This window comes from Sphingomonas kyeonggiensis, assembly GCF_030812785.1.
GTDB classification, from domain to species: Bacteria; Pseudomonadota; Alphaproteobacteria; order Sphingomonadales; family Sphingomonadaceae; genus Sphingomonas; species Sphingomonas kyeonggiensis_B.
The window spans coordinates 129516-152521 of the sequence record NZ_JAUSTJ010000002.1; the positions used below are offsets into that span (position 1 = coordinate 129516).

At 63.4% G+C, this 23006-nt stretch carries 25 protein-coding genes; 19 read left to right on the top strand and 6 right to left on the bottom strand.

Annotation, left to right across the window (positions count from 1 at the left end):
* Nucleotide 1 precedes the first annotated feature (1 nt).
* The 16 genes from J2W22_RS10145 (at nucleotide 2) to J2W22_RS10225 (ending at nucleotide 17962) form a co-directional block, all read left to right on the top strand.
* The gene (locus J2W22_RS10145) at nucleotides 2-1663 is read left to right on the top strand and encodes a hypothetical protein (protein ID WP_307118143.1); all 1662 of its coding nucleotides are present in this window, start codon (nucleotides 2-4) and stop codon (nucleotides 1661-1663) included.
* A gap of 72 nt (nucleotides 1664-1735) precedes the next feature.
* Nucleotides 1736-2338, top strand: a complete 603-nt coding sequence (locus tag J2W22_RS10150; RefSeq protein WP_307118144.1) for a hypothetical protein — start codon at nucleotides 1736-1738, stop codon at nucleotides 2336-2338.
* Nucleotides 2339-3033: 695 nt separating this feature from the next.
* Entirely contained in the window at nucleotides 3034-4251 is a 1218-nt protein-coding gene (locus J2W22_RS10155; protein ID WP_307118145.1) for a hypothetical protein, read from the top strand.
* An 89-nt stretch (nucleotides 4252-4340) separates the two neighbouring features.
* Complete coding sequence (locus tag J2W22_RS10160) at nucleotides 4341-4961, top strand: hypothetical protein (RefSeq protein WP_307118146.1); 621 nt, start codon at nucleotides 4341-4343, stop codon at nucleotides 4959-4961.
* Nucleotides 4962-5232: 271 nt separating this feature from the next.
* Nucleotides 5233-6789: a glutamine-hydrolyzing GMP synthase gene (gene guaA, locus J2W22_RS10165; RefSeq protein ID WP_307118147.1), complete on the top strand. Its 1557-nt coding sequence runs from the start codon at nucleotides 5233-5235 to the stop codon at nucleotides 6787-6789.
* A gap of 706 nt (nucleotides 6790-7495) precedes the next feature.
* Nucleotides 7496-9712: a hypothetical protein gene (locus J2W22_RS10175; protein WP_307118149.1), complete on the top strand. Its 2217-nt coding sequence runs from the start codon at nucleotides 7496-7498 to the stop codon at nucleotides 9710-9712.
* Nucleotides 9713-9733: 21 nt separating this feature from the next.
* Entirely contained in the window at nucleotides 9734-12319 is a 2586-nt protein-coding gene (locus J2W22_RS10180; protein ID WP_307118150.1) for an RHS repeat domain-containing protein, read from the top strand.
* Nucleotides 12319-12705, top strand: coding sequence for a hypothetical protein (locus tag J2W22_RS10185; RefSeq protein ID WP_307118151.1), 387 nt, complete (start codon nucleotides 12319-12321; stop codon nucleotides 12703-12705). Before J2W22_RS10180 ends, J2W22_RS10185 begins: the two co-directional genes overlap by 1 nt.
* Before the next feature lie 253 nt (nucleotides 12706-12958).
* Nucleotides 12959-13510 carry a DUF416 family protein gene (locus J2W22_RS10190; protein ID WP_307118152.1) on the top strand — a complete coding sequence of 184 codons (552 nt, stop codon included), beginning with the start codon at nucleotides 12959-12961 and terminating at the stop codon, nucleotides 13508-13510.
* A 45-nt stretch (nucleotides 13511-13555) separates the two neighbouring features.
* The gene (locus J2W22_RS10195; protein ID WP_307118153.1) at nucleotides 13556-14005 is read left to right on the top strand and encodes a hypothetical protein; all 450 of its coding nucleotides are present in this window, start codon (nucleotides 13556-13558) and stop codon (nucleotides 14003-14005) included.
* Nucleotides 14006-14300: 295 nt separating this feature from the next.
* A complete protein-coding gene (locus J2W22_RS10200; RefSeq protein WP_307118154.1) occupies nucleotides 14301-14741 on the top strand; it encodes a hypothetical protein in 441 nt (146 codons plus the stop codon).
* Between the two features lie 114 nt (nucleotides 14742-14855).
* Nucleotides 14856-16034, top strand: coding sequence for a winged helix-turn-helix domain-containing protein (locus J2W22_RS10205; RefSeq protein WP_307118155.1), 1179 nt, complete (start codon nucleotides 14856-14858; stop codon nucleotides 16032-16034).
* The gene (locus tag J2W22_RS10210) at nucleotides 16031-16603 is read left to right on the top strand and encodes a DNA-3-methyladenine glycosylase I (protein ID WP_307118156.1); all 573 of its coding nucleotides are present in this window, start codon (nucleotides 16031-16033) and stop codon (nucleotides 16601-16603) included. The genes J2W22_RS10205 and J2W22_RS10210 overlap by 4 nt, the downstream gene beginning before the upstream one ends.
* A 65-nt stretch (nucleotides 16604-16668) precedes the next feature.
* Nucleotides 16669-17298 carry a hypothetical protein gene (locus tag J2W22_RS10215; protein ID WP_307118157.1) on the top strand — a complete coding sequence of 210 codons (630 nt, stop codon included), beginning with the start codon at nucleotides 16669-16671 and terminating at the stop codon, nucleotides 17296-17298.
* Nucleotides 17295-17549: a CBU_0592 family membrane protein gene (locus J2W22_RS10220; RefSeq protein WP_307118158.1), complete on the top strand. Its 255-nt coding sequence runs from the start codon at nucleotides 17295-17297 to the stop codon at nucleotides 17547-17549. The genes J2W22_RS10215 and J2W22_RS10220 overlap by 4 nt, the downstream gene beginning before the upstream one ends.
* Nucleotides 17546-17962 carry a GNAT family acetyltransferase gene (locus J2W22_RS10225; RefSeq protein ID WP_307118159.1) on the top strand — a complete coding sequence of 139 codons (417 nt, stop codon included), beginning with the start codon at nucleotides 17546-17548 and terminating at the stop codon, nucleotides 17960-17962. The genes J2W22_RS10220 and J2W22_RS10225 overlap by 4 nt, the downstream gene beginning before the upstream one ends.
* Here J2W22_RS10225 and J2W22_RS10230 read toward each other — a convergent pair.
* Both J2W22_RS10230 and J2W22_RS10235 read right to left on the bottom strand, forming a co-directional pair.
* Nucleotides 17959-18369, bottom strand: a complete 411-nt coding sequence (locus tag J2W22_RS10230) for a DUF1801 domain-containing protein (protein ID WP_307118160.1) — start codon at nucleotides 18367-18369, stop codon at nucleotides 17959-17961. The two genes, J2W22_RS10225 and J2W22_RS10230, sit on opposite strands and share 4 nt — an antisense overlap.
* The gene (locus tag J2W22_RS10235) at nucleotides 18366-18929 is read right to left on the bottom strand and encodes a hypothetical protein (protein ID WP_307118161.1); all 564 of its coding nucleotides are present in this window, start codon (nucleotides 18927-18929) and stop codon (nucleotides 18366-18368) included. Before J2W22_RS10235 ends, J2W22_RS10230 begins: the two co-directional genes overlap by 4 nt.
* On the opposite strand from J2W22_RS10235, the gene J2W22_RS10240 reads away from it, so the two are divergent.
* Together J2W22_RS10240 and J2W22_RS10245 are read left to right on the top strand one after the other, a co-directional pair.
* The gene (locus J2W22_RS10240) at nucleotides 18916-19263 is read left to right on the top strand and encodes an ArsC family reductase (protein ID WP_307118162.1); all 348 of its coding nucleotides are present in this window, start codon (nucleotides 18916-18918) and stop codon (nucleotides 19261-19263) included. The two genes, J2W22_RS10235 and J2W22_RS10240, sit on opposite strands and share 14 nt — an antisense overlap.
* A 112-nt stretch (nucleotides 19264-19375) precedes the next feature.
* Nucleotides 19376-19834 (top strand): hypothetical protein, encoded by a 459-nt coding sequence (locus tag J2W22_RS10245; protein WP_307118163.1) that lies wholly within the window; start codon nucleotides 19376-19378, stop codon nucleotides 19832-19834.
* Between the two features lie 323 nt (nucleotides 19835-20157).
* Here J2W22_RS10245 and J2W22_RS10250 read toward each other — a convergent pair whose 3' ends face one another.
* The 4 genes from J2W22_RS10250 to J2W22_RS10265 all read right to left on the bottom strand — a co-directional run bounded on the left by J2W22_RS10250 (nucleotide 20158) and on the right by J2W22_RS10265 (nucleotide 21728).
* Complete coding sequence (locus J2W22_RS10250; RefSeq protein WP_307118164.1) at nucleotides 20158-20604, bottom strand: surface-adhesin E family protein; 447 nt, start codon at nucleotides 20602-20604, stop codon at nucleotides 20158-20160.
* A 74-nt stretch (nucleotides 20605-20678) separates the two neighbouring features.
* Nucleotides 20679-20891, bottom strand: a complete 213-nt coding sequence (locus tag J2W22_RS10255) for a helix-turn-helix transcriptional regulator (protein ID WP_307118165.1) — start codon at nucleotides 20889-20891, stop codon at nucleotides 20679-20681.
* Complete coding sequence (locus J2W22_RS10260; RefSeq protein ID WP_307118166.1) at nucleotides 20884-21303, bottom strand: hypothetical protein; 420 nt, start codon at nucleotides 21301-21303, stop codon at nucleotides 20884-20886. The genes J2W22_RS10255 and J2W22_RS10260 overlap by 8 nt, the downstream gene beginning before the upstream one ends.
* Nucleotides 21304-21305: 2 nt before the next feature.
* The gene (locus tag J2W22_RS10265; protein ID WP_307118167.1) at nucleotides 21306-21728 is read right to left on the bottom strand and encodes a hypothetical protein; all 423 of its coding nucleotides are present in this window, start codon (nucleotides 21726-21728) and stop codon (nucleotides 21306-21308) included.
* Between the two features lie 410 nt (nucleotides 21729-22138).
* On the opposite strand from J2W22_RS10265, the gene panB reads away from it, so the two are divergent.
* Complete coding sequence (gene panB, locus J2W22_RS10270) at nucleotides 22139-22996, top strand: 3-methyl-2-oxobutanoate hydroxymethyltransferase (RefSeq protein ID WP_307118168.1); 858 nt, start codon at nucleotides 22139-22141, stop codon at nucleotides 22994-22996.
* Nucleotides 22997-23006: the final 10 nt, after the last annotated feature.

The following is a 23006-nucleotide window of genomic DNA, read 5'->3' on the forward strand; positions in this document are numbered from 1 at the left end:
CTTGAAGGCGATGCGGATCATGGGGTGGACGGCATTGCTTTGCCTGCTGCCGGTGGAGGTGCTCGCGCAAGGTGCGGCGCCGACGGCGCTCAGCCTGGCGACCGATCAGGACTTCTACACCTGTGACGGCTATTTCGCCCCGGGGCTGAAATATGACGGCATGCAGAAAGGGTCCTGGCTCGGGGCGACGCTCTATTATGGCGACAAGGATCCGTCCGCGGCGATTGTCGCATGCGACAAGGCGCTCGCCGAACCCATGCTCGCGGATCGCTACTGGCTGCGGCGGGTCTCACTGATCCAGGCAAAGGCAGTGCACCAGATCGGCGCGAAGGCCTATGCCGAGGCTCTCGCTTCGCTGGATCGGGCGGATGCCGCGCTCCGACGTCCTGCGGTCGCGGGCTATCAGGACCCCGCCCGGATCGCGTCCCAGATGCTGCGTGCCGTTGCGCTTTATGAGCTGGGGTCCGGCGCGGAAGCGCGGGCTTCCTTGCGAGCGGTGATCGAGAGCCGCCCCTGGTCCATCTCGCTGCGCAACGCGTCCCGCGCGATCGCGCTCAGGCACGAGCCGGACTATGCCATGCAAAAGGCTCTCCTGCGCGAAGGGGCGGTGCAGGATGCCGCGCTGCTGCGCATGCTCTTCTGGCTGACGCTTGCGAAGGGCGATTTCGCGGAGGCCGTCACCTATTCGCGGCAGCTGAGCTTCGACATTCCCCGCGGGCGCATCGGCTGGACGGGGTATACGGACGAGCAGAGGCGCTATGACCTGATCAGCGAGCGGGCATCCGTCGCCGGTGCGACGGCCTATGCCTTGGCCACGCTTGGGGACATGCCGGGTTCGGAGGGCGAATATCGACGCGCGCTCGCAGATATCGAGGATGCGGCCAGCCCGCCGGCCCAGGGCGAGCGCGCGCTCGGTCGGGCCGAACGGCAGGATCTGGAACAGCGCAGGAATGCGGCGGCAAAGGCGCGCCTGCAACTGCAGGATTGGAAGCGGGCGATGGACCTTCGCCGCGCAGCGCCGGGACTCACCGTCGATCAGCTGCGTAGCCATCCCGATCGCCCGCAAGGACAAGCGATGGCGGTGGCGGCGGATTTCCTGCGGCAGGCCAGGTCCGACGGCACGCAACCCGGCCTGGCCACCCAGCTATCGGATTCGCTGCGCGAACGATTTGAGCAGGGACGCCGCGAGGCGATCGCCATCGATCTGATGCGGATCGTGGAGATGCTTCCGCGGATCGACAGCGGAACCGGCCTGCCGGCGATGCGCGGCGAGGGATCCAGCTTCTTCGGTACCGATATGCGCGGCTTCGCCGTGCGAAAGGCCGATGATCCGAACCTCGTCAACATTCGGTTCGGCGATGTTGCCGCTACGAGCGCCACCGTGGAGGAAGCGGCATTCCTGGCGGCGGCGAACTATGTGGAGCGGCAGGGCCTGGATGGCTTCATCGTCGAGGCGAACGAGCTGGTGCGGCGCACGGCTATCGTGGGGGGATATACCAGGAACAGCGAGCCCATGGGCTGGGAGCTCCGCCTGCTGATCCGCCCCGTGACGGTCGCGGCCCTGCCGCCATCGGAGGAGGCATCGCGCTGGCGGGTGATCAAGGTGGCGGAAGTGCAGGCGGCGCTGGCGCGAAAGTTCGCGCCGCCGCCATCGGCGAAATAGGAGCGCGCCGGTTCATCCGCGCGACAGGCTTGGCGGCATAATTCTCGTTCCACGAAAGTAACGGAGGGCGGCATGACGGTTCTGAAGCTTGTGGGCGTCGCGGCCGGCGCGGTGGCGATGGCCGGGCTGGCAATGCCGGCACAGGCGCAAGCGCAGGAGCGCTGGCGCCCGTCGCGCGAAGTGAAGAAGGACAAGTTCGACCTGGGCGACGCGATCGTCGGCGGCCTGGTTGTCGGCGGCGTGCTGGCGCTGATATCCAGCGGGAAGAAGAAGGCGCACGACGTCGCCCCCGCCGAGGAGCGCGTGCCGATCGACACCGGTCCGGTCGAGGAAAGCCGCTATGGCGAGCCTGCCCAACCGGGCGGCGGCCCGATCGCCGAAACGCCCGCACCCGATTCGGCCCGCTTCGACGGGCTCTATGACGAAGACGCCGCCGCGGACCGCTGCGCGATGGAGACCGAGACGCTGGGCGAGCGCCATGCCCGGCTGGCGCGGGTCTCGAACGTCACCAGCACCGTGTGGAACGGCAAGAGCTGGGTGATCAAGGGCCAGGTCGAGCTGGCCAACAGCTACCGCGACACCAACAAGCAGAGCCACGGCTTCCGCTGCTCGCTGCGCCGGGGCAGCGAGCCCGTCGTGACGATCGACGGGGTGGGGGGCGAAACGGAAAGCTGAGGCCGCGGATTCGTGAAGGCGGCCAGACGGCAAGCGCCCCGCCTGAAAACATGCGGCCAGGTTGATAATCGTCGCGATGCGGTGACGCCATGGGACAGGCTTGTCCGATCTGCGACGAGGAAGTGACGACGAATCCGAGGTACCCACGCTAGCTCTGCCGGGCGTGCGTCGGGCGGGCGACCGATGAAAATGCCGAGCAAGTTCATTTCTTTCAATCGAGCCTGGATGGCAGATATGCGGCCCGTTATGTCGCGACGGGAGACGACTATCCCAGTCACGAGTGTTTCATCGACGGCGTAAAATGTTGAGCGGACGAAGCCCGCTTCGGCGGCATCATAGTGCAAGTGATTTAAGGCCGCTTTCGCCCCAGTTGCTACCGATCTGGTTCAATTGGACGATGCCTGAAGGCGGTCGCTCGCTTTAGACGCTGCGATCGAAGCCGGCTCCTTAACGAAGCCGACTAACTACTTGCATTTATATTTGAGTCTCAACTAGCGTGCCTTTGGGGGGGCAGCTCGATGAAATGGACACAAGCCGCGACGCTTATCATCTTCGGGCTGACCACAGCTTGTGGCGGTGGCGGTGGCGGTGGCGGCTCGGGGTCCGTCGTAGCACCGGCCCCAACCCCGACGCCGTCGCCTTCACCGACGCCCACACCTGCAGCCACGCGATTCCAGATCGAAGGCGCCGGGCCCGTGATTGGAGAAGTGCGCTTTTACCCGCGAGGCGTGGTCGTAAGCGGAGGGCCCGACTATTCGGCCTTCGGGACCGACCGAAACGGCGTATTCTATCGCGGGCTGTTTTCTCCGATCAACTTCCCCTATTCTCCCATTCCATTTGTCGACGACGGCAGCAACGCGATCCTGGCATTCGGAATCGACAAGACCTCGGGCCTGACGCTGTCGCAGATGACGGCGCCTGCAGGCTCGACCGTCATCTCGCCGCTGACTACGCTGATCTACGGCACCGGCGATCAGTCGCTGACCAAGCGTGCGCTCCAGCTTGACTCAGGCGGTTTCGCCCTGGGAGACCGGGATCGGGATTTGCGAACCTTCTCGTGGGTTCGGGCAGTCGCGTCTGCCGATGCCATGGAAGTCGCCGACGCGCGGCGCATCCGCGCCGCCAATATCCGGCTGACCGCGTTTCTCTATGCGATCCAGCAGTTTGGCTACGGGCCCGGCTATTCTACCTTCTACTACACGACCCTGTTCGGAACGGATGCTCCCGTGCTGGCGGAGATCCTCAAGGCGCAACCTACACTCCGCATCTATACCGAAGCGGGTGCCGAGGCCGTGCTGCGGGCGCTGCCGCGAAACCCATCCAATTCCGGCAAATACCGCGACGACGTTATCGCCGCTGCCGCGCATCTGATCACGCTCTACTCGGTGGCGATAGGGCCGATCGAGGCAGACGACGACGTCGCGGCTTCCTACATGCTGGGAATCCAGGGCTATCTGCTGCGTGCCTTGTGGGATTTGAGCTCGGCGAACACCGCCGAGGCGGCAGCGCGCGTGCAAGCCATGGGAATTTCAGAGATCTACGCCGCGGTTGCGCCGTTCGCCGAACATCCTGCGCTAAGTTCGAATAGCCTGTTCCCTGAACCCGACTTCTTCTTCGTTGCGCCGGGCGGGACGGCGACGATCCCGTTCTACGATCCCAACTCGAATGGCTCGGTGGCGCTTGCCTCGAACGACCTGACCTGGTTCGTCGAATCGAACAAATATCCGTTAAGCCTGGTTGGCGTGACCGTTCCCTCTCGCTTCGATCCCGCCATCGCCGTCACGCCGCAGGCTGGCGGTGCACTGTTCATCCAGGCGAAAGCCGGCTTCAACGGTGTCGCCTGGTTCGATTATGAGGTCAAAACTCCAGGCGGAATCTCTGCGAGCAGTCGCGCCTATGTCATCGTGAAGTAGCGCCGCCAGCCGTAGGATTGGCCTGAAAGGCAGCTCACGCCCCAGTTGCGGACGTTGGAGTGGCTTGAAGGTGACGCTAGAAGCAGTCGATGACCGAGCCGACAATCCAAGAGCTGAAAGCCTCTCTCGCTGTCGCCAATGATGAGCTGGGGCGAGCAGTGCGGGCCCTCACGCCCAAACATGTCGGCGGCGAAATGGAAGCATACGAGGCGGCATATGAGAGGCTCTTAGACGCCGAGCGCCGACTGGCTGCGGCAGAGGGCCGCCCATACGCTGTCCTTTGCGACTGCCCGGTATCGTGGGACGTTGGAGCCCCGCTCCCGACACTTCTTCAATCGGATCAAACTTCCGCCTTGTTTTTCCTCCTGCCGGACGATGACGAACGAGTAGGTCACGTTCGTTTCGAGCGACTATTGTCCAGCTTATTCGGAGCCCCGAACGACGAGACATTCGAAGGGCACCCGCTTCATGGAAGCGGTTTTCAGCCGTATCGCGCGATGCGCGTTGTCGACTCACCCTGGATCGCGCAGCTTGAGCGGATGAACAGCGTTCATCGCTATCACGACCCGAGCGCCTATGCCGCCGCGAAGCATTTCATCTTCCCGTTCCACGACACGACATTCGAATGTGTCGCGCAGTCGTTTACCGCGTCTACAGTAGACCGACGCCTTGCCGACGCTGTTAAATATGCCGTGGATCAATTGTATTGAGCGTCAGCTATACGGTCTGCTCGCCAGAAGCGGTCGGTCGGCAAACCACCCATTCTCGGACGGTCGGCCCGGTATTGAGCTGATTGCGAAACTGCCGGTCCGCAAATGACCCCAGCTGCGGATGTAAAGAATGACGCGTCCGACGTCGGAATTGGCGCTGGGGCATATGCGCACCCGGCAAGAGGGCGGCAGCGGCCTCCATGGCTGTTTGCGGATTTATCTCCGCCCCGCCCTTGCCCCCCGGGGGCTCTTCTGGTTAAGCGCGCTGGGCATGGACCAACATGCAGATTCCATCCTCATCGTCGATTTCGGCAGCCAGGTAACCCAGCTGATCGCGCGCCGCGTGCGCGAGGCCGGGGTCTATAGCGAGATCGCGCCCTTCACCACCGCCGCCGAGGCATTCGCCCGGATGAAGCCCAAGGGAGTGATCCTCTCCGGTTCGCCTGCATCGGTGCTCGAAGAGGGGTCGCCGCGCGTTCCCCAGGAGATCTTCGACAGCGGCCTGCCGGTGCTCGGCATCTGCTATGGCCAGCAGGTGATGATGCACCAGCTCGGCGGCACGGTGCAGCTGGGCGACAGCGGCGAGTTCGGCCGCGCCTTCATCGACATCGACGATGGCTGCGTGCTGTTCGACGGCATGTGGCACGAAGGCGAGACCCACCAGGTGTGGATGAGCCATGGCGACAAGGTGACCAACCTCGCCCCGGGCTTCCGCCCGGTCGCGCACAGCTCGGGCGCGCCCTTCGCGGTGATCGCCGATGACGACCGCCGCTATTATGCGATGCAGTTCCACCCCGAAGTGGTCCACACGCCCGACGGCGCGAAGCTGCTCGCCAATTTCGTCCGCCATGTCTGCGGCCTGACCGGCGACTGGACGATGGCCGAGTTCCGCCAGACCAAGATCGCCGAGATCCGTGCCCAGGTCGGCAGCGGCAAGGTGATCTGCGGCCTCTCCGGTGGCGTCGACAGCGCGGTCGCCGCGGTGCTGATCCACGAGGCGATCGGCGACCAGCTGACCTGCGTGTTCGTCGATCACGGGCTGATGCGTTCGGGCGAGGCCGAGCAGGTCGTCAGCCTGTTCCGCAACAACTACAACATCCCGCTCGTCCATGTGGATGCCGAGGAACTGTTCCTCGGTGGCCTTGCCGGGGTCACCGATCCCGAGGCCAAGCGCAAGTTCATCGGCAAGACCTTCATCGACGTGTTCGAGGAAGAGGCGAAGAAGATCGGCGGCGCCGATTTCCTGGCCCAGGGCACGCTCTATCCGGACGTGATCGAGAGCGTCAGCTTCACCGGCGGTCCTTCGGTGACGATCAAGAGCCACCACAATGTCGGCGGCCTGCCCGAGCGGATGAACATGCAGCTGGTCGAGCCGCTGCGCGAGCTGTTCAAGGACGAGGTCCGCGCGCTCGGCCGCGAACTGGGCCTGCCCCAGGCGTTCGTCGGCCGGCATCCCTTCCCGGGGCCGGGCCTGGCGATCCGCATCCCGGGCGAAGTCACCAAGGAACGCTGCGACATCCTGCGCAAGGCGGATGCGATCTATCTCGAGGAGATCCGCAATGCGGGGCTCTACGACACGATCTGGCAGGCCTTCGCGGTGCTGACGCCGGTGCGCTCGGTGGGCGTGATGGGCGATGGCCGCACCTATGATTCGGTGCTGGCGCTGCGCGCGGTGACCTCGATCGACGGGATGACCGCCGAGGCCTTCGAGTTCCCGGCGGGCTTCCTGCCGCGCGTCTCGACCCGCATCGTCAACGAAGTGCGCGGCGTGAACCGGGTGACGTATGACTATACGTCGAAGCCGCCTGGGACGATCGAGTGGGAGTGATCCCGCGTCCGGCAGAGGCCGGCGTTCAAAGCTGACAAGATATGGGAAGCCCGCAGAAATGCGGGCTTTTTTTTATGCAAGTACTGCGCGGCATTCCTATTTCATCCCGTGCTGGAGTACAGAAATCATCCTATTTATTGGTATTTCGGATAGAGTATTCGCGCCGAAATCGTTCAATTTCGTCTGGCCTTGCAGGCATCATTTCATGACAACGCGCCACGCCGCTCTGGCGTGGGGGATTTCATGAACGGACCTGGAAAGTCGAGGCTTCGGCTTCTTGTTTCCACTGCGCTTGTCGGGTGCGCGGGCGCTGGATTGGCGCTTGCGGATGAAACCGTCACCTACACCTATGATGCCCTGGGGCGCCTGGTGGTCGCGGAGACATCGGGAGGCGGTTCCAATGGCCAGACCCGTTCGACTTGTTATGATCGAGCCGGTAACCGCTTGAAATACAAGTCGGATGCGGCGGGAGGCTCGGTTAGTTGCGCCGCGCTGCCGCCGGTGCCGGCGCCGAGTCCCATTCCGGCGCCCGGCCCGACCCCGACCCCAACACCGGGCCCCCCTCCGGCCCCGACGCCTAGCCCGACATCTCCTCCCGGTAGCGGTGACGCGGATTGTCACTGGGTCGGGTCCGTACGGGTTTGTGATTGATCGATGTCCCCAGCGGCCCGGTCGCTTTCCAATTTCAGCTGGAGTCGAGGGCGCGATGAGACATGGCAACGCCAAGGCGTCGCGAATTCTGTGCTGGGCAATGGTTTCTGTCGGGCCGCTTGCGGGGGTTGCCCATGCACAGACGGCGGGCGTCTCGGCCCCTCCTGCAGAACAATACAGCATTTCCCCCGGCGGGGTTGATATGCGGACCGGGCGTTATGTCTACCGCCAGACCGATCTGGGCATTGGTCAGGCCGGCGACGAACCTGCTCTCGAGCTCGAACGCATTGAGCCGGCAGGCATCCCCGGGCACATCTCCCCTTTCGCCAATTTCGCGAGCAACTGGGACGTCACGCTGACGGAGCGCCGGCAGAATCTGGTTTCCGGCCAGCTGGTGCAAAGCGGAAGCTCCAATCACAATATCTATGTGAACTGGGGCGGGCGGCTGGTGAATTTCTCTGCCGGCGGTCTTGAGCTTCCTCTCCAGCAACGTTCCCGGGGGCTTGCCGGGAAGATTTCCCATACGGGCGTGCGCGGGGCAGGCGGCGAGATCTACACCTATACGGCGCCGGACGGGACGCGCGTGGTTTTCCGCCCGCTCGGGCTGTGGGGCGCATCGGATTGTTCCGAGCAAGTTCGATGCGCCTATGCATCGGAGATCATTCAACCTGATGGCGAGAAATTCACCCTCGAATATGACGTGCGCTCAACCGGCACGCGGGCGAGGCTGGCTGCCGTTGCCAGCAATCGCGGCTATGTCCTGATATTCGAGCACAATGCGGCGGGCTGGGACCTCGTGTCCAAGGCCTGCGTGCTGAACCTGTCGGACACGGCGCGCCCCGCTGACAATGTTTGTCCAGACGGTATCGGCAGGACTGCCTCCTACGCGTATGTGCGCTTCGGAGATAGCCATAAGCTGGCAAGCGTTGTGGATGCTCTCCAGAGGAACTGGGCGTTTTCCTATGCCACAGCGCCTTCGTCACCCAGTGGCTATTACAAGATGGGCTATCATCGTCCTGGAGAGGCGACGCCCTGGCTGGTCAATCTGATCGGCCTTCAGCCAAATTACTTCATGGTCGATGAGGATATCGTCTGGCGCCAGGACTATGCCGATGGTGCGAGCTGGACCTATAGCTACGATTATACGCCGACCGAAATCGGCCTGCCGCCGGGGCAGCCCACGCATCAGGTGGCGGGGGGCTATTACGAGGACGCGGCCGGCCACAGGACGACCGTCAGCTTCTCCTTTCCCGAAGTGCCGCGCTCGGTGCGCGAAAAGCGCCCGGGACCCAGCGCGGGAACGATATATTCCTACTATCTCAATACGCCGGGAGACCCTCTGGCGCTGGTCTATGCCGGGAGTTCATCGAACCCGGACGGAACCGTTCAGGACAATTATACGGTGGACAGCTCCTCGACGACGAGGAGCAATTTCAGCGATCTCATGATGACGCAGGAACTCAAGGCGCTTGTCCAGTGCCATGAGTGCAGCGGGATATCCTCCTATGAGCTTGCCATATCCTACCAGATCACGCCCGGCCCGACGCGGGTGATCGATCCGCTGGGTCGGACTACGGTCTTCGACTATTGCGACAGGAAAGAGAGTTTTCCGGCGTTCGAGCCCTTTCCCTGCCTGGTCGTAGGGCCTGTCCAGTCGGTCACCGATCCGGAGGGCATCAAGACAAGCTACACCTATTCCGGTACCCGGCTGACCGCAGCGAGGCGCAGCGCCAAGGCCGGTTCGGGCCTTCCCGATATCGTGACCTCCGCAACCTATCCCTCGGATTGCGTGAACCTGGTCACGTGCATCAATCCGCTCACGACCACCGATCCCAACGGCAATACAAAGACCTATGTCTATGACCCCGTGCACGGCGGCGTCACGGCCGAGATCGATCCTGCGGATGCGAACGGCATGCGCCCGGTCAGGCGCTACCAATATACCTTGCGCAGGGCCTGGGTGCGCAACGGTGGCGGCTACAGCCAGTCGGCGGACGGCATCTATCTCCTGACCGGAGAGAGGATGTGCCTCAACTCCGCGACGAGCGAGCCCATCAGCTATTCGAGCAGCTGTGCAGCCGGATCGTCGGACGAAGTGACGACGCGCTATGACTATGGGCCCGACACGGGTGCCGCGGGCAACAACCTGCTCCTGCGCGGCAAGGCGGTCACGTCGAACGGCACGACCTTGCGGACCTGCTACGGCTATGACGGCGACGGCAACAGGATCTGGGAAACCAGCCCGCGCGCCGGCCAGTCGGCCTGTTACTGACAATCGGCCGGGGAAAGACAGATGCGCAGGCTGCTTCTGCCGTTATTGCTGGCGATGGTGCTGCCGGCACCCGCTCTGGCGCAGGCGTCGGCATCGGGCTTCACCAGTGCCACGCGCTATGATGCGCTGCGCCGGGTGGTCGGCACGATCGCGCCCGATCCCGATGATGCCGGCCCGCTTCGCTATCAGGCATCGCGCAACACCTATGACACGGCCGGCAACCTGATCCGTGTCGAAAAGGGCGAGCTGCCGAACTGGCAATCCGAGGCGGTGCTCCCGGAGAACTGGCCTGCGTTCAAGGTCTTTGAAAAGGTCGAGACGAGCTATGACTCGATGGGCCGCAAGATCGTGGAGAAGGCGATCGGCCTGAACGCCTCCGATGTGTTCGAGATCAAGGCGCTCACCCAATATGGCTATGATGCCAACGGGCGGATCGAATGCACCGCAGTGCGGATGAATCCGGCGGTCTATGCGGCGGCGCTGCCCGCGGCCTGCGCGCTCGGGGTGGAAGGTGGACAGGGCCCGGACCGCATCACGCGCCACAGCTATGACGCGGCGGGGCAGCTGCGCAAGGTCACGCGCGCCTATGGTACCGCGGTCCAGATCGACGAGGCGACCTATGCCTATAGCGGCACCGGCAAGCGCACGGCGCTGATCGATGCGAACGGCAATGTCGCGACCCTGTCCTATGACGGGCAGGACCGGCTGGCGCGCTGGAGCTTCCCGTCGAAGACTGCGATCGGTGCGGTTTCGACCGATGATTACGAAGCCTATGGCTATGACGCCAACGGCAACCGCACCGCGCTGCGGAAGCGGGACGGACGCAGCATCGGCTACACCTTCGATGCGCTGAACCGGATGACATCGAAGATCGTCCCGACGTCCTGCGTCGCCGGCTATGCCTGCACCAGCGTGCCGGCATCGATGGCGCGCAGCGTATATTATGGCTACGACCTGCGGGGCTTGCAGACGGCGGCGCGCTTCGACAGCGCGACCGGCGCCGACGCGGTGATCCATGCCTATGACGGGTTCGGGCGGGTCACTTCCAGCACCACCAGCATGGGCGGCGTCAGCCGGACGCTCGGTTTCCTGGTCGACGCGAACGGCAACCGCACACGCGTCACGCATCCGGACGGTGCCTATTTCACCTATGACCATGACGGGCTCGATCGTCCGGTTTCGGTGAAGGAGAATGGTGCGGCGACCGTCGTGACGACGGGCTGGAATGCGCGCGGCCTGCGCTCCGGCGAGGTGCGGGGCGCCGTCGCCTCGACCTACAGCTACGACCCGGTCTCGCGTCTCGCCAGCCTCGCCGACGACCTGGCGGGCTCGACCCATGACGTCGCGACGAGCCTTGCCTATAATCCGGCGGGGCAGATCGTGAGCCGGCGCCGCAGCAACGAACTTTACGCCTATGCCTCCCCTGCGAACCTGACGCTCAGCTATGCGCCCAACGGGCTGAACCAATATGCGAGCGTCAACGCCAATACCTATGGCTATGATTCGAACGGCAACCTGACCTGGGACGGCGGTGCCAGCTACACCTATGACGCCGAGAACCGGCTGGTGGTGACCTCGGCGGGCGTGCAGCTGACCTATGATCCGCTGGGCCGTCTCTACGAGGTGTACAGGGCATCGAGCGGCGCCACGCGGTTCCTCTACGACGGCGACCAGCTGACCGCGGAATATGGCGCATCGGGCAACATGCTGCGGCGCTATGTGCACGGTGCCGGCGAGGACGACCCGCTGCTTTGGTACGAAGGGGCGGGGCTGGGCGAACGGCGCAGCCTGCAGGTGGATCACCAGGGATCGGTGGTGTCGATCGCCAACCCCGACGGCTCCGCGTACCAGCTCAACAAATATGACGAATATGGCGTGCCGGGCGTCAACCTCGGCCGCTTCCAATATACCGGCCAGGCGTGGATCGCCGAGCTGGGCATGTATTACTACAAGGCCCGCATCTACTCGCCGGCGCTCGGGCGGTTCCTGCAGACTGATCCGATCGGGTATGAGGATCAGGTCAATCTGTACGCTTATGTCGGGAATGATCCGGTCAATGGAAGGGATCCTGACGGCAACCAAACTGTGCCGATCATGCCCACCGTTGAGCAGAACCGGGAAGTCGTTAGGCAGATCAAAGCTGACCCTGTTGGTGCGCTGATCAACGTAGTTACGGTTGCCGCCATCGTAATTGATGTCATCGATGGGCCAGCTCCCGATATAGGCGCCCTCGCCGTCGCCGGTCGAGCCGCGCGTCTAAGACGTGCAGCACCAAGGGCCGAGGCGCGGGTGGGGCCGGGTCCCTATGCCCGAGAGTCCATCCCGGCTCAGCCTGGCCGCCCGACCGCTTCTCAGCAACGTGAGATTAATCGTATAGGGCAGGAGAATGGTTGCCATACGTGTGGGGATAGGAACCCGGGAACACGATCGGGAAATTTTGTGGGGGACCATCAGCTACCTACGAAAATAAACCCCCTCGGCCGCCCGCAGCGGTTCTATCCCCAGTGCAAGCGTTGCAGTAACGTGCAGGGCGGTCTTGTTAGGCAGATGCCTAGACCCGGATCTGTCACGACGCCATCTTCTAAATCTTGGTGGAAATTCTGGTAATGACTAAGATAGATGTCAAGATAGCTTCTGAGTATGGCATCATGTTTCTATATGATGCTAGTATAAGGCCGTACTTTCCTAGCAACGCTGGAGAGCAATGTGTTACTTACACTGACACATGCATTGCTTTCAGTGTTCTTTCTTACGTGGACGGCGATGCAAATGTAGTTCTTATGGAAGACGAATCCGATATTACTATTGGTAATGAGGTATTCTATGGAGAACTTCTGTGTCCTAGCAAGGCATTGTCATTGTTTGATACCGATGGGCGGGGAATAGTAACTCTACCATTGAAGAAAGAGTCCGCTCGGATATCTATTAGAATGTCAGAGGATGAAAACCCTGATCTTGTTGAGTGCCTGATAGAGGGCATCGATTCCTTCTGATCCTCATCACGAACTTACCCGCGATATTGTGCGGGCCAAAGGTGTGGTGAGGTTGGCGCACCCTGACGCGCATGATGGCGCTTGTTCTCTATCGGTCGCGTTGTGACGCTGAAAGTCGCTTCAGGAGTGGGTCCGGCTTTAGGGGGGGCGTTAAGCCCGAGGGGCCGCTCAAGGGCGTGCCAACTCCCGCGCGTCCGCGCGGCGTCATATGTCGTCTTATTCGGTATCTCTGCCAGTGATGGATGTCGTAAGAATGGATACGCGCAGCTTGGTGCAATATGAGCTATTCGGATTGTGGCTTCTGAAGCGGATGGCGCTTCGTTTCCGGTGCTTTGCCAAGGACGAGCGCTGCCGGGGAAGCTCCGTCATCGGACTGGTCTGTTCCTGGATAGAGACTGATCTTGAAGGGTATAGATTTGGCGATAACCTGATCGTTGGCTCGATGCTTGATGATCTCGCTCCGGATACTGAGGATCATCAGAGTCGCTATACTTCATCTGCGCTGGATGCGGTTAATGCGGCATCTATCATGCTCGATTTTCTGAAGACCAGGGATGTCTCTCTTATCAAGGAGATCGCCGATCTTGCGCGAGATAGCGTCGATATGCTCGCGCAGGAAATGATCTCGGACGATCTGACGGAGGCGGCGTTGGAAAATGCCATTGAGAACCATCCGCTTATGGTGGAGGAGCTCTCGTTGCAGGAATATCTGTGGTCCCTTGCAGGCGAAGTGGCGGGATCGGGCGATTTCTTTGGCGATCTCATCCGGGCAAATGCCGAGGTGGAAGCGCGCTTGATGAAATAGCGGCTAGTTCCATCGAGTGCGGGTTATAAATATTGCGGTGCGCAGATGAATATCGACATGATAGTTGATCGCATCTCATCGATGACGGAAGCGGATGGATCTTTGAAACTTAAGGCATTTGGCCGTTGCATATTTTATATTGACGATGATATTATTAGAATATTCAGGCCGCAGATAAAGGTTTCTTTCGGCGGCAGGATTTTAATTGGCGATATTGGATTCTTTTTAAGGTCGGAATTACCTGATATCAAAAATGGGCCTAAGAATATTGAGAAGCCAATTTCTCTTACTGTTTGTTCTACGATGAATATGCCGGATATAATCCGGGCCTCCGCCATTTCGGATGGTCAAATAAGTGCCGAATTTGTTAAATTGCTGATGGGATACTTAGGTAAAATACCCAATGATTTAGGTGATCTGGAAGAGATGTTTGGGGATTTTTATTTAAGCAATACGTTGTCACGAGTGCCGAGGCTTGCAAATTTTCTTCGGTAAGCAAGTGTTATCTCGAACGGCCTGACGTTCAACCCGCCTGTGGCCGCGGTATAAGCTATACCTATGACGCCGAGAACCGGCCGGGGGTGACCTCGGTGGGCGCGCAGCGGCGCCGGCGAGGGGGCGAGCGCGTTGGGTTGGGCATGTATTCTGCAGGGCCCGTATCTGCTCGCCTGTGCCCGGATGGTTCCTGCGGACGGGCGAGTAAATCAGGCGCAAATGGCGCATGTCGGGGGCGGCATAAGATATGGTTGCGAAGAAAAATAGAGAGAAGCCCATAGTGAAGGGGAGCGTGTTGGCGATCCCGCTCGAAAAGAATCATTGGGCATTGGGGGTGGTAATCAGTCCAGGGACGAGCTTCTTCATGGGGGTGGCTCTGGCCAGGCTGAACGATCCGGTGGTGGCCAGCGACCTTCAGGTGGATCAGTTGAGAATGTTTTCGTGGACGAACGATGCGGAGGTTTTTAGAGGAAACTGGCTAAATCTTGGAATAAATCTGCCGGTACCACATGTAAAACTTCCAGATTACAAGGTGTACGTGGGCGAAAAGGAAATGGTAGAATCCTTTGATGGAAGCAGCTTGCGAAGCTTTGACGCTGTTGCGGACGAGGGACTAACTTTCAGGAAAATCAGATCGCCTCTTCTGGTGCAGGATGCTGTGCAGGCGGCTCTTGGACTCGGCGCATGGAAAGCAGGTTATCAGGATATGATGCACGGATCGGTGGTAGTTCACTAGGCGGGGCAGGCACGCAGCTGGGCTATGTCCGCTGGGCTGGCAGACGACCATTGAATGGGCATGAGAACCCGCTAAGGTACTCGTTATGTTCCGCGGGTGCCTGGAGGAAAAAGCGTGACGCGCCTATCGCTGAAACAGGCGCGTCGCATCTTTCTTGCGGCGCAGGGATTTGGAGTGCGGCATCCGGCGCTGGTGGGCGCGCCGCATCTCCGCCGCACCGTCGAGCGGCTGGGGCTCCACCAGATCGACAGCGTCAACGTGCTGGCGCGGATGCATTATCTGCCCGCCTTTTCCCGGCTGGGCTGCTACGACCGGGCGCTGCTCGAGCGCGATGCCTGGGGCCCGAAGCGCAGCCGGCGGCTGTTCGAATATTGGGCGCATGAAGCCTCGCTGCTGCCGATCGATCTTCATCCCCATTTCCGCTGGCGCATGGCGCGGGCCGAGCGTGGGGAGATCGGCTGGAAGGGGCTGCGGTCCTTCGCCCGCGAGCGGCATGGCGAGGCGAAGGCGGTGCTCGACCGCATCGCCGCGGAGGGGCCGCTGGCGGCGTCCGACTTCGAGAATGGCGGCAGCAAGAGCGGCTGGTGGGAGTGGAGCGAGACCAAGCTCGCGCTCGAATGGCTGTTCTGGTCGGGCCGGATCACCACGGCGACGCGGCGGGGCAGCTTCGAGCGGATCTACGACCTGAGCGAGCGGGTGATCCCGCGCGCGGTGTTCGATCTGCCGACGCCCGACGCGGCGACTGCCCAGCGCGCGCTGATCGAGCGGAGCGCGCGGGCGCTCGGGGTCGCTACCGCGGCGGACCTGCGCGACTATTTCCGGCTGAAGCCCGAGGAGGCGAACCACGCCATTCCCGAACTGGAGGAGGAGGGCGTGCTGGTGCCGGTGGCGGTGCAGGGCTGGAGCCAGAAGGCCTGGCTGCACCGCGATGCCCGGGTGCCGCGCAAGGTGACGGGCGACGCGCTGCTGGCGCCCTTCGATCCGCTGGTCTGGGAGCGGAGCCGCACCGAGCGGCTGTTCGGCTTCCGCTACCGGATCGAGATCTATGTGCCCGCCGACAAGCGCACCCATGGCTATTTCGTGCTGCCCTTCCTGATGGACGAGGCGCTGACCGCGCGGGTCGACCTCAAGGCGGATCGCCAGAACGGCCGGCTGCTCGCCCACCGGGTCACGCTGGAGCCCGGCGCGCCGGAAGATACCGAGGAGCGGCTGGCGGTCGAGCTGGCGCGGATGGCCGAGTGGCTGGGCCTGGGCGAAGTACATGTCGGCGAGACGGTGAGGGGAGAGCGATGACCGACGATTTACAGCGCTGCAGCTGGGCGGTGGGCGACCCGCTCAACCGCACCTATCACGATGCCGAATGGGGTGTTCCGATCCGCGATTCCCGCGAGCTCTGGGAGACGCTGATGCTCGAGGGCTTCCAGGCGGGGCTCGCCTGGATCGTCATCCTGCGCAAGCGCGAGGCGTTTCGCGAGGCCTTTGCCGGGTTCGATCCGGTCAAGGTCGCCGCTTTCGGGCCCGAGGATGTCGAGCGGCTGATGGGCAATCCCGGCATCGTCCGCGCCCGCGCCAAGATCGAGGCGACGATCCGGGGCGCGCAGATCTGGTGCGAGATGCGCGACCGCGGCGAGGACTTCGCCGAATTCTGCTGGGCGTTCGTCGAGGGCAAGGCGATCCAGCGCCCGGGGCACGGCTTCGTCGCCACCACGCCGCTTTCGGAGACGATCTCGAAGGAGTTGAAGCGCCGCGGCTTCAAGTTCGTCGGGCCGACGATCGTCCATGCCTGGATGCAGGCGGTGGGGCTGGTCAACGACCATCAGCTCGGCTGCTTCCGCCGCGAGCTGGTCGCCGCGCTCGCCTGAAATGATTGCACCCGCCCCGCGTTGGTGAGAGAATCGCGGCGGACCGGGCAAGGGGGATTTCGAAGATGACGCTCAAGCTGTTGCCGTGCGTATTTGCGGCGCTGGGCATGCTCGCCGCCTGCTCGCCCGAGCCGAAGCAGCCGGTCAAGGACAAGGCCCGCGCCAACGAGTCGGAGATCATCGTCCCGCCCGAGGCGAACCTCGAGGCCAATGCCGCGAGTGCCGGGGACGAGGCGCCGGGTGTCGGCGTCAACCTGGCGCCCGACGAACTGACGCTCGTCCTGCCCAATGGCGCGTCCCGCCATGTCCGCTTCGGGATCGCCAAGGCGGATGCGGTGCAGATGCTCGGCACCGCGCTCGGCCATCCGGTCGAGCAGGCCGAGAACCAGGATTGCGGCGCCGGGGCGCTCGGCTATGCGGCGTTCCGCGACGGGCTCTCGCTCTATTTCCAGGACGGCAAGTTCGCCGGCTGGGACCTGGACGGGCGCGAGAACGGCAAGTTCGCCACCGGCAACGGCATCGCGATCGGCATGACCCGCAAGGCACTGGAAGCCGCGGCCGGCAGCATCGATGTCGGCGAGACCTCGATCGGCAACGAGTTCATGGCGGGCGACCTCTCCGGCCTGCTCAGCTCGCCGGCGCCCGACGGCAAGGTGACCAATTTGTGGGCCGGCGTGACCTGCATCGCGCGATGAGCATCGAGCGGCTGCTGATCGAGATCACCGGCTGGACCGGCGCGGCGCTGATCCTCGCCGCCTATCTGCTGCTCTCCTCGGGAAAGCTGACCGGCCAGTCGCGGCTCTACCAGTGGATGAACGTGGCCGGCGCCGGCTGCTTCGTGATCAACAGCGGCTGGAACGGCGCGATCCCTTCGGCGACGCTCAACGTCGTCTGGCTGCTGATCGGCGCGGTGACGCTGTGGCGCATCGCCCGGCGGCCGGAATGACGATCCGGCCGGCGCGCGCCGAGGAAGCCGGGGCGGTGATCGGGCTGTGGTATCTCTGCGGCCTGACCCGGCCGTGGAACGATCCCGTGCAGGACTTCGCCCGGGCATTGGAGGGCGAGAGCTCGACGATCCTGGTGGCGCAGGGCGAGGATGGCGAGATCGCCGGCAGCGCGATGGTCGGCGACGACGGGCATCGCGGCTGGGTCTATTATCTCGCGGTGGCGCCGGCCGTGCGGCGGAGCGGGCTGGGCCGGGCGCTGATGGCCGCTGCGGAGGACTGGCTGCGGGCGCGGGGCTGCCCGAAGGTCCAGCTGATGGTCCGCGAGGGGAACGAGGAGGCGCTCGGCTTCTACGCGGCGCTGGGGCTCGAGCGGCAGGGCGTCGTCACGCTGGGGCGGTTCCTGGGGGACTAGAGCTTCTCGCCCGGCAGCGCGCTCGCCTGGCGGATCCAGTCCGCCAGCTGCACTTCGTCGATCGGATCCTCCTCGCGGATGTCGAGATAGCGGACCTCCTGCTGCTTCGACGGGCCGGGCGGCACCGGATCGAGCGCGGTGCCGCGGAAGAAGGTGAGCTTCACATAGCGGTCGAAACAGTGGAACGAGAGGAACCAGCCTTCCCCGCCGGGGGCGCCGTAGAAGGGCGAGTTCCACTTCACCGCCTTGCGCACGCCGGGCAGGGTGCGGACCACGAGCGCGTCGACCGCGCGGCCGATGCGCTGCTTCCAGCCGGGCATCGCGGCGAGATAGGCGGCGACCGGGGCGTCGCCATCGCCCTTGGGGATCTGCGGGTTGCCGCCGGAGAGGAGTTTGGGTTCGGTCATGCTGCCGGTTCCCTCGATGCCGCGATGAGCCGGGACAGCAATGCCGCGCAGTAGGTGGCGAACGCGGCCAGGAACATGAAGGTGGCCGGCATGATGGGCGCGCCGATGGCGATGTCGAAATCCGGAAAATTGCTCACGGAAAGCAGGATCGCCTGGCCCGCATGGAGCAGCAGAATGGCGCCGGGGAGGACCAGCAGGTGCGCCAGCCAGCCCAGCCGGCCGCGCTTCGACCAGCGCCAGCACAATGCCGCGACCGTGATCGGACCATAGGTGATGACGACCTCGCCCGCGATCCAGATGGCCCATTTGGCTGTAGAGGCGGGCGCCAGATAGATTTCGGAGATCATCCGGAAATTGGGCACGGCAAGCAGGGTGATGAGGATCGCTGTGCACAAGGCCGATATTTCGAAGCGGTTCATCGCGGCGCCGTCCCGGAAATGTCCTGCGCGCGAAGCGTATAGCATGCGCACGCCGATCGAAAGCCGCCTGTATTCCGCCGCGAAGCGCGCTATCGCGGGCGGAAACCGCGAGAAGCGAGGACGCAGCGTGACCATCACCATGTACGGCATCAAGAATTGCGACACGATCAAGAAGGCGCGGACCTGGCTGGACGAGCATGGCGTCGCCTATGCGTTCCACGACTACAAGACGCAGGGCATCGATGCCGCACGGCTGGCGCGCTGGAGCGGGATCACGGGGTGGGAAGTGCTGCTCAACCGGGCCGGCACCACCTTCCGCAAGCTGCCCGAGGCGGATCGCGAGGGCGTAGACGCGGCCAAGGCGACGGCGCTGATGCTGGCCCAGCCCTCGATGATCAAGCGGCCGGTGCTGGAATATCCCGGCGGCGTGCTGGTGGGGTTCAAGCCGGATATCTACGCGCGGGCGCTGTTGTAGGGGGCGCTTTAGGCCGTAGACTCATAAAAGCGGCCCGCCGGCTTACGCCCCATTATCGGTCGTTTGCGTGCCCTGACGTTATGCTCACGGAATTCGCTGAAGGAAGCACGGGATGATAGCCTTACTGAGTGCGTTATTGCTGGCACAAGCCGATGTGGAACCGTGCGAAGAAATCTGCATCGGTGCGACATACAACGGGAACAAGGAGTGGGAGCGGATCGACCCAATCGCTTTTCGCGACATGCTTGCGATCATCCGGCCATATGACGCCTGTTATCTTGAGAAGGTCGCGATGCGCAGTTCGATCGTGGAGCGGGGCAAGGACCTCGAAACGATCGAGTCCGCATCAATCCTGGGATGGAACCTATGCGAAAAAGAGCGGAACTCCGCGACCAGAGCCTTAAGCGAACGTCTTGTTACGTCGGGGAAATCGCAGGAGATAAGTGGCAAACTTGCAGTTCAATTCCGGGCGTTCTTCTTGTCGGCGGCAATGTTGAACCACTTCAAGCGCCTCGGTCTTGACGCGTCGTTCAAGAAGTATCGTAAGGGATTGAGTCGGACTAAACATTGAAAGGCCTCGGCACGGTCGACCCCTCACCGCTTGTCGCTGCACCACCCTGCTGGCGAGCAGGCCCGCTTAATGTCCGCTCTCCACCCATTCTCGGACGCTCGGCCCCTCTGCCGAAAGCGGCCGTTTATGAGTTCACGACCCAGGAAGCATGCGGCCGGTTTGCGTTTAGTCCGTCACCCCGGCCCCTTCGGCGTAGCTCAGGGCTGGCTTGTGCCGGGGGCCACCAAGCCTCCCGGTTCACCGCAAGAGCCTCCTGCCCATCGCCTGCCTCCCGGTGGACCCCGGCACAAGGCCGGGGTGACGGAGTGAGTGGGGTGGGCCCCTCAGAACCCCTTGCGGAACTTCTCCAGCACCCAGATCTCCGGATTGGCGACGACCGGCGAGAAATAGTCGCCCTTGCCGCACACGGTGTTGAGCATGGTCAGCAGCACCGTGCCGGGCTTGGCGAGGGTCGGGTCGCTGGGGCCGGCCTCGGTATCGAGATACGTGCCGCGGACGTAGAAGCTGCTGTCGCGCATGAACGAGGTCATCGCCGTGCAATCGGCCTGGCGGGTGAGCATCGAGCGGTCGAAGTCGCGGGTCGGGCTGGTCGTCTCGTAGATGGTCTGCTGCTTGAACGTCACTACGTTGCCGTTGCGGCGGACCGAATCCACGTCGACGAAATAGGCCATTTGCGGCGCCTGGTTCGAATAGGCGGCGAGGCGCCAGTTCTGGGCCGAGGCCGTGTGCGGAACGACGAGCGCGGCAAGCGCGAGCAAGGTGAGACGCATCCTGATTCCCCCAATCTGGCGCCAACCACGCTAACGTCGATCCATTTCCGTGCAAGTAGCTGGATCAGGAACGCTCATTCCTCCCAGCGGAATACTTCCTCGAGCGGCTTGCCGAACACCAGGGCGATGCGGAACGCTGCTTCGAGCGACGGCGAATATTTGCCCTGTTCGATCGCCGCCACCGTCTGGCGGGTGAGGCCGATCCGGTCGCCCAGCTCGGCCTGGGTCATCTCGCTGGCCAGGAAGCGCAGCGTGCGGATGTCGTTGACGACGCGCCCCTTAGCCATGCCAGCCCCTCCGATAGCTGAGGAGGACCAGGACCTGATTCACCGTTTCGGCAATCACGATGGCGAGCAGCGCGGTGTTGACGATCTTGGGCGCGGGCTCGGTGAAGGGCATCGCCACGCCGACCAGGATGGTGCCCGCCATCAGCGTGTAATAGCCCGCCGAGGCGCCGCGCCGGGCGATCGCCCGGTCGCGCTCGTCCGCGCGGCGACCCTCGGGTCCGGCCTGGAGGGCGAGCACGACATAGCCGATGATCACCGCCACCCCCTGGGTCCCGGCGATGATGCCGAAGTTCCACAATATGTCGAACAGGGTGGGCGGGGTTTCCCGAAGCGCCATCAGCGGGAAGTAGATGCCATAGGCCACGACCATGCAGGCCAAGGTGAGCCAGGCGGTCTTTTCGCGATAGGACATGGTCAGCCTCCGACCCGGTAGCCAATGGCCTGGGTGCCGAACCGCACCGCCTCGCCAAGGATGAACACGCCGATCAGCGCGAAGATCACGTCGGTGCCGTGCAGCCCGACATGCATCGCGAAGATGACTGCGACGATGGCGAGCAGCACCGAGAGATAGGCCGCGCCATTGGCTCGGCGGCCGATCGAGCGGTCGCGCTCGTCGCGCGGGGCATTGGCCTCGCTCGGCGTGAGGATCGCCATCAGCGCGGTGACCGCGGTCATCATCACCGCCTGGCCGATCGTCGCGGCGAGGAACAGGTAGAAGAGCATCGGGTCGTGGGTGTCGCCGGCTGCCGCGCGGGTGATCACGACGGCGAAATAGCTGCCCCAGGCCAGCAGCGTCGTGATGAACGCAGCCCAGGCGATTTTCTCTCGAAAGGACATTTGGCCTCCCCGTGTGGGTTATTGATGACGTCATGTTATGTATTTTTTACATTGAGTCAAGTGATTCGAACGTTGAGGTGGTTGGGCTTACATCCGTCATCCCCGCGAAGGCGGGGATCCAGGGTGGCAGGGCATGGTCCTTCGTGACTCTGGATCCCCGCCTTCGCGGGGATGACGGGGAGTGGGAGGGGGATGACGGGAGTGGGAGGGGGATGGCGAGGAGGGGCGGGGAGGGATTTGGGCTTCGAGTTCTTGTTCCCCGGCGAAAGCCGGGGCCCAGGGTTTCTCTGCTGTGTCGCTTGTGACCCTGGGCCCCGGCTTTCGCCGGGGAACGGCTTTGCGGATTGCGCTCGCTCACCCTCCGCGCCGCGCACTGGCGAGCGTCGCTGCAACCCGCTAGACCCGCGGCCATGTCGCACGTCACCATGGATACGGCCACGAGCCGCGCTAACCCGACCCCCGCTCCGATGAAGCGGCTGACCGTTCCCGCGATCCGCGACCGCAAGGGCAAGGATCCGATCGTGATGCTGACCGCCTATACGACGCGGATGGCGCAGCTGCTCGATCCGCATTGCGACGTGCTGCTGGTGGGGGACAGCCTGGCCCAGGTGATCTACGGCCTGCCCTCGACGCTGCCGGTGACGCTCGACATGATGATCGCGCACGGTGCCGCGGTGGTGCGGGGCAGCTGGCATTCGCTGGTCGTGGTCGACATGCCGTTCGGCAGCTATGAGCAGAGCCCGGAGCAGGCATTCGCCTCGGCGGCGCGCGTGCTCGCCGAGACCGGTGCCGCGGGCGTCAAGATGGAGGGCGGCGAGACGCTGGCCCCGACGGTCGAGTTCCTGACGAAGCGCGGCATCCCGGTGGTGGGGCATGTCGGCCTGACCCCCCAGGCGGTGAACGCGCTGGGCGGCTATGGCGCGCGCGGGCGCAGCAATGCCGAGCATGCCCAGATCCTCGACGATGCTCGGGCGATCGCCGCGGCCGGCGCCTTCGGGCTGGTGGTCGAGGGCGTGGTCGAGACGCTGGCCAAGGAGATCACCGCCGCGGTCTCCTGCCCGGTGATCGGCATCGGCGCCTCGGCCGAGTGCGATGGCCAGGTGCTGGTGATCGACGACATGCTGGGGATGTTCGAGCGGACCGCCCGGTTCGTGAAGAAATATGACGATCTGGCTGGCCGTATTTCCGCCGCGGTTGAAACCTATGCCGCCGATGTCCGGGCCCGGGCCTTTCCGGGACCCGATCAGGTCTATGCGCCGCGGGATTGACGGGCTACCG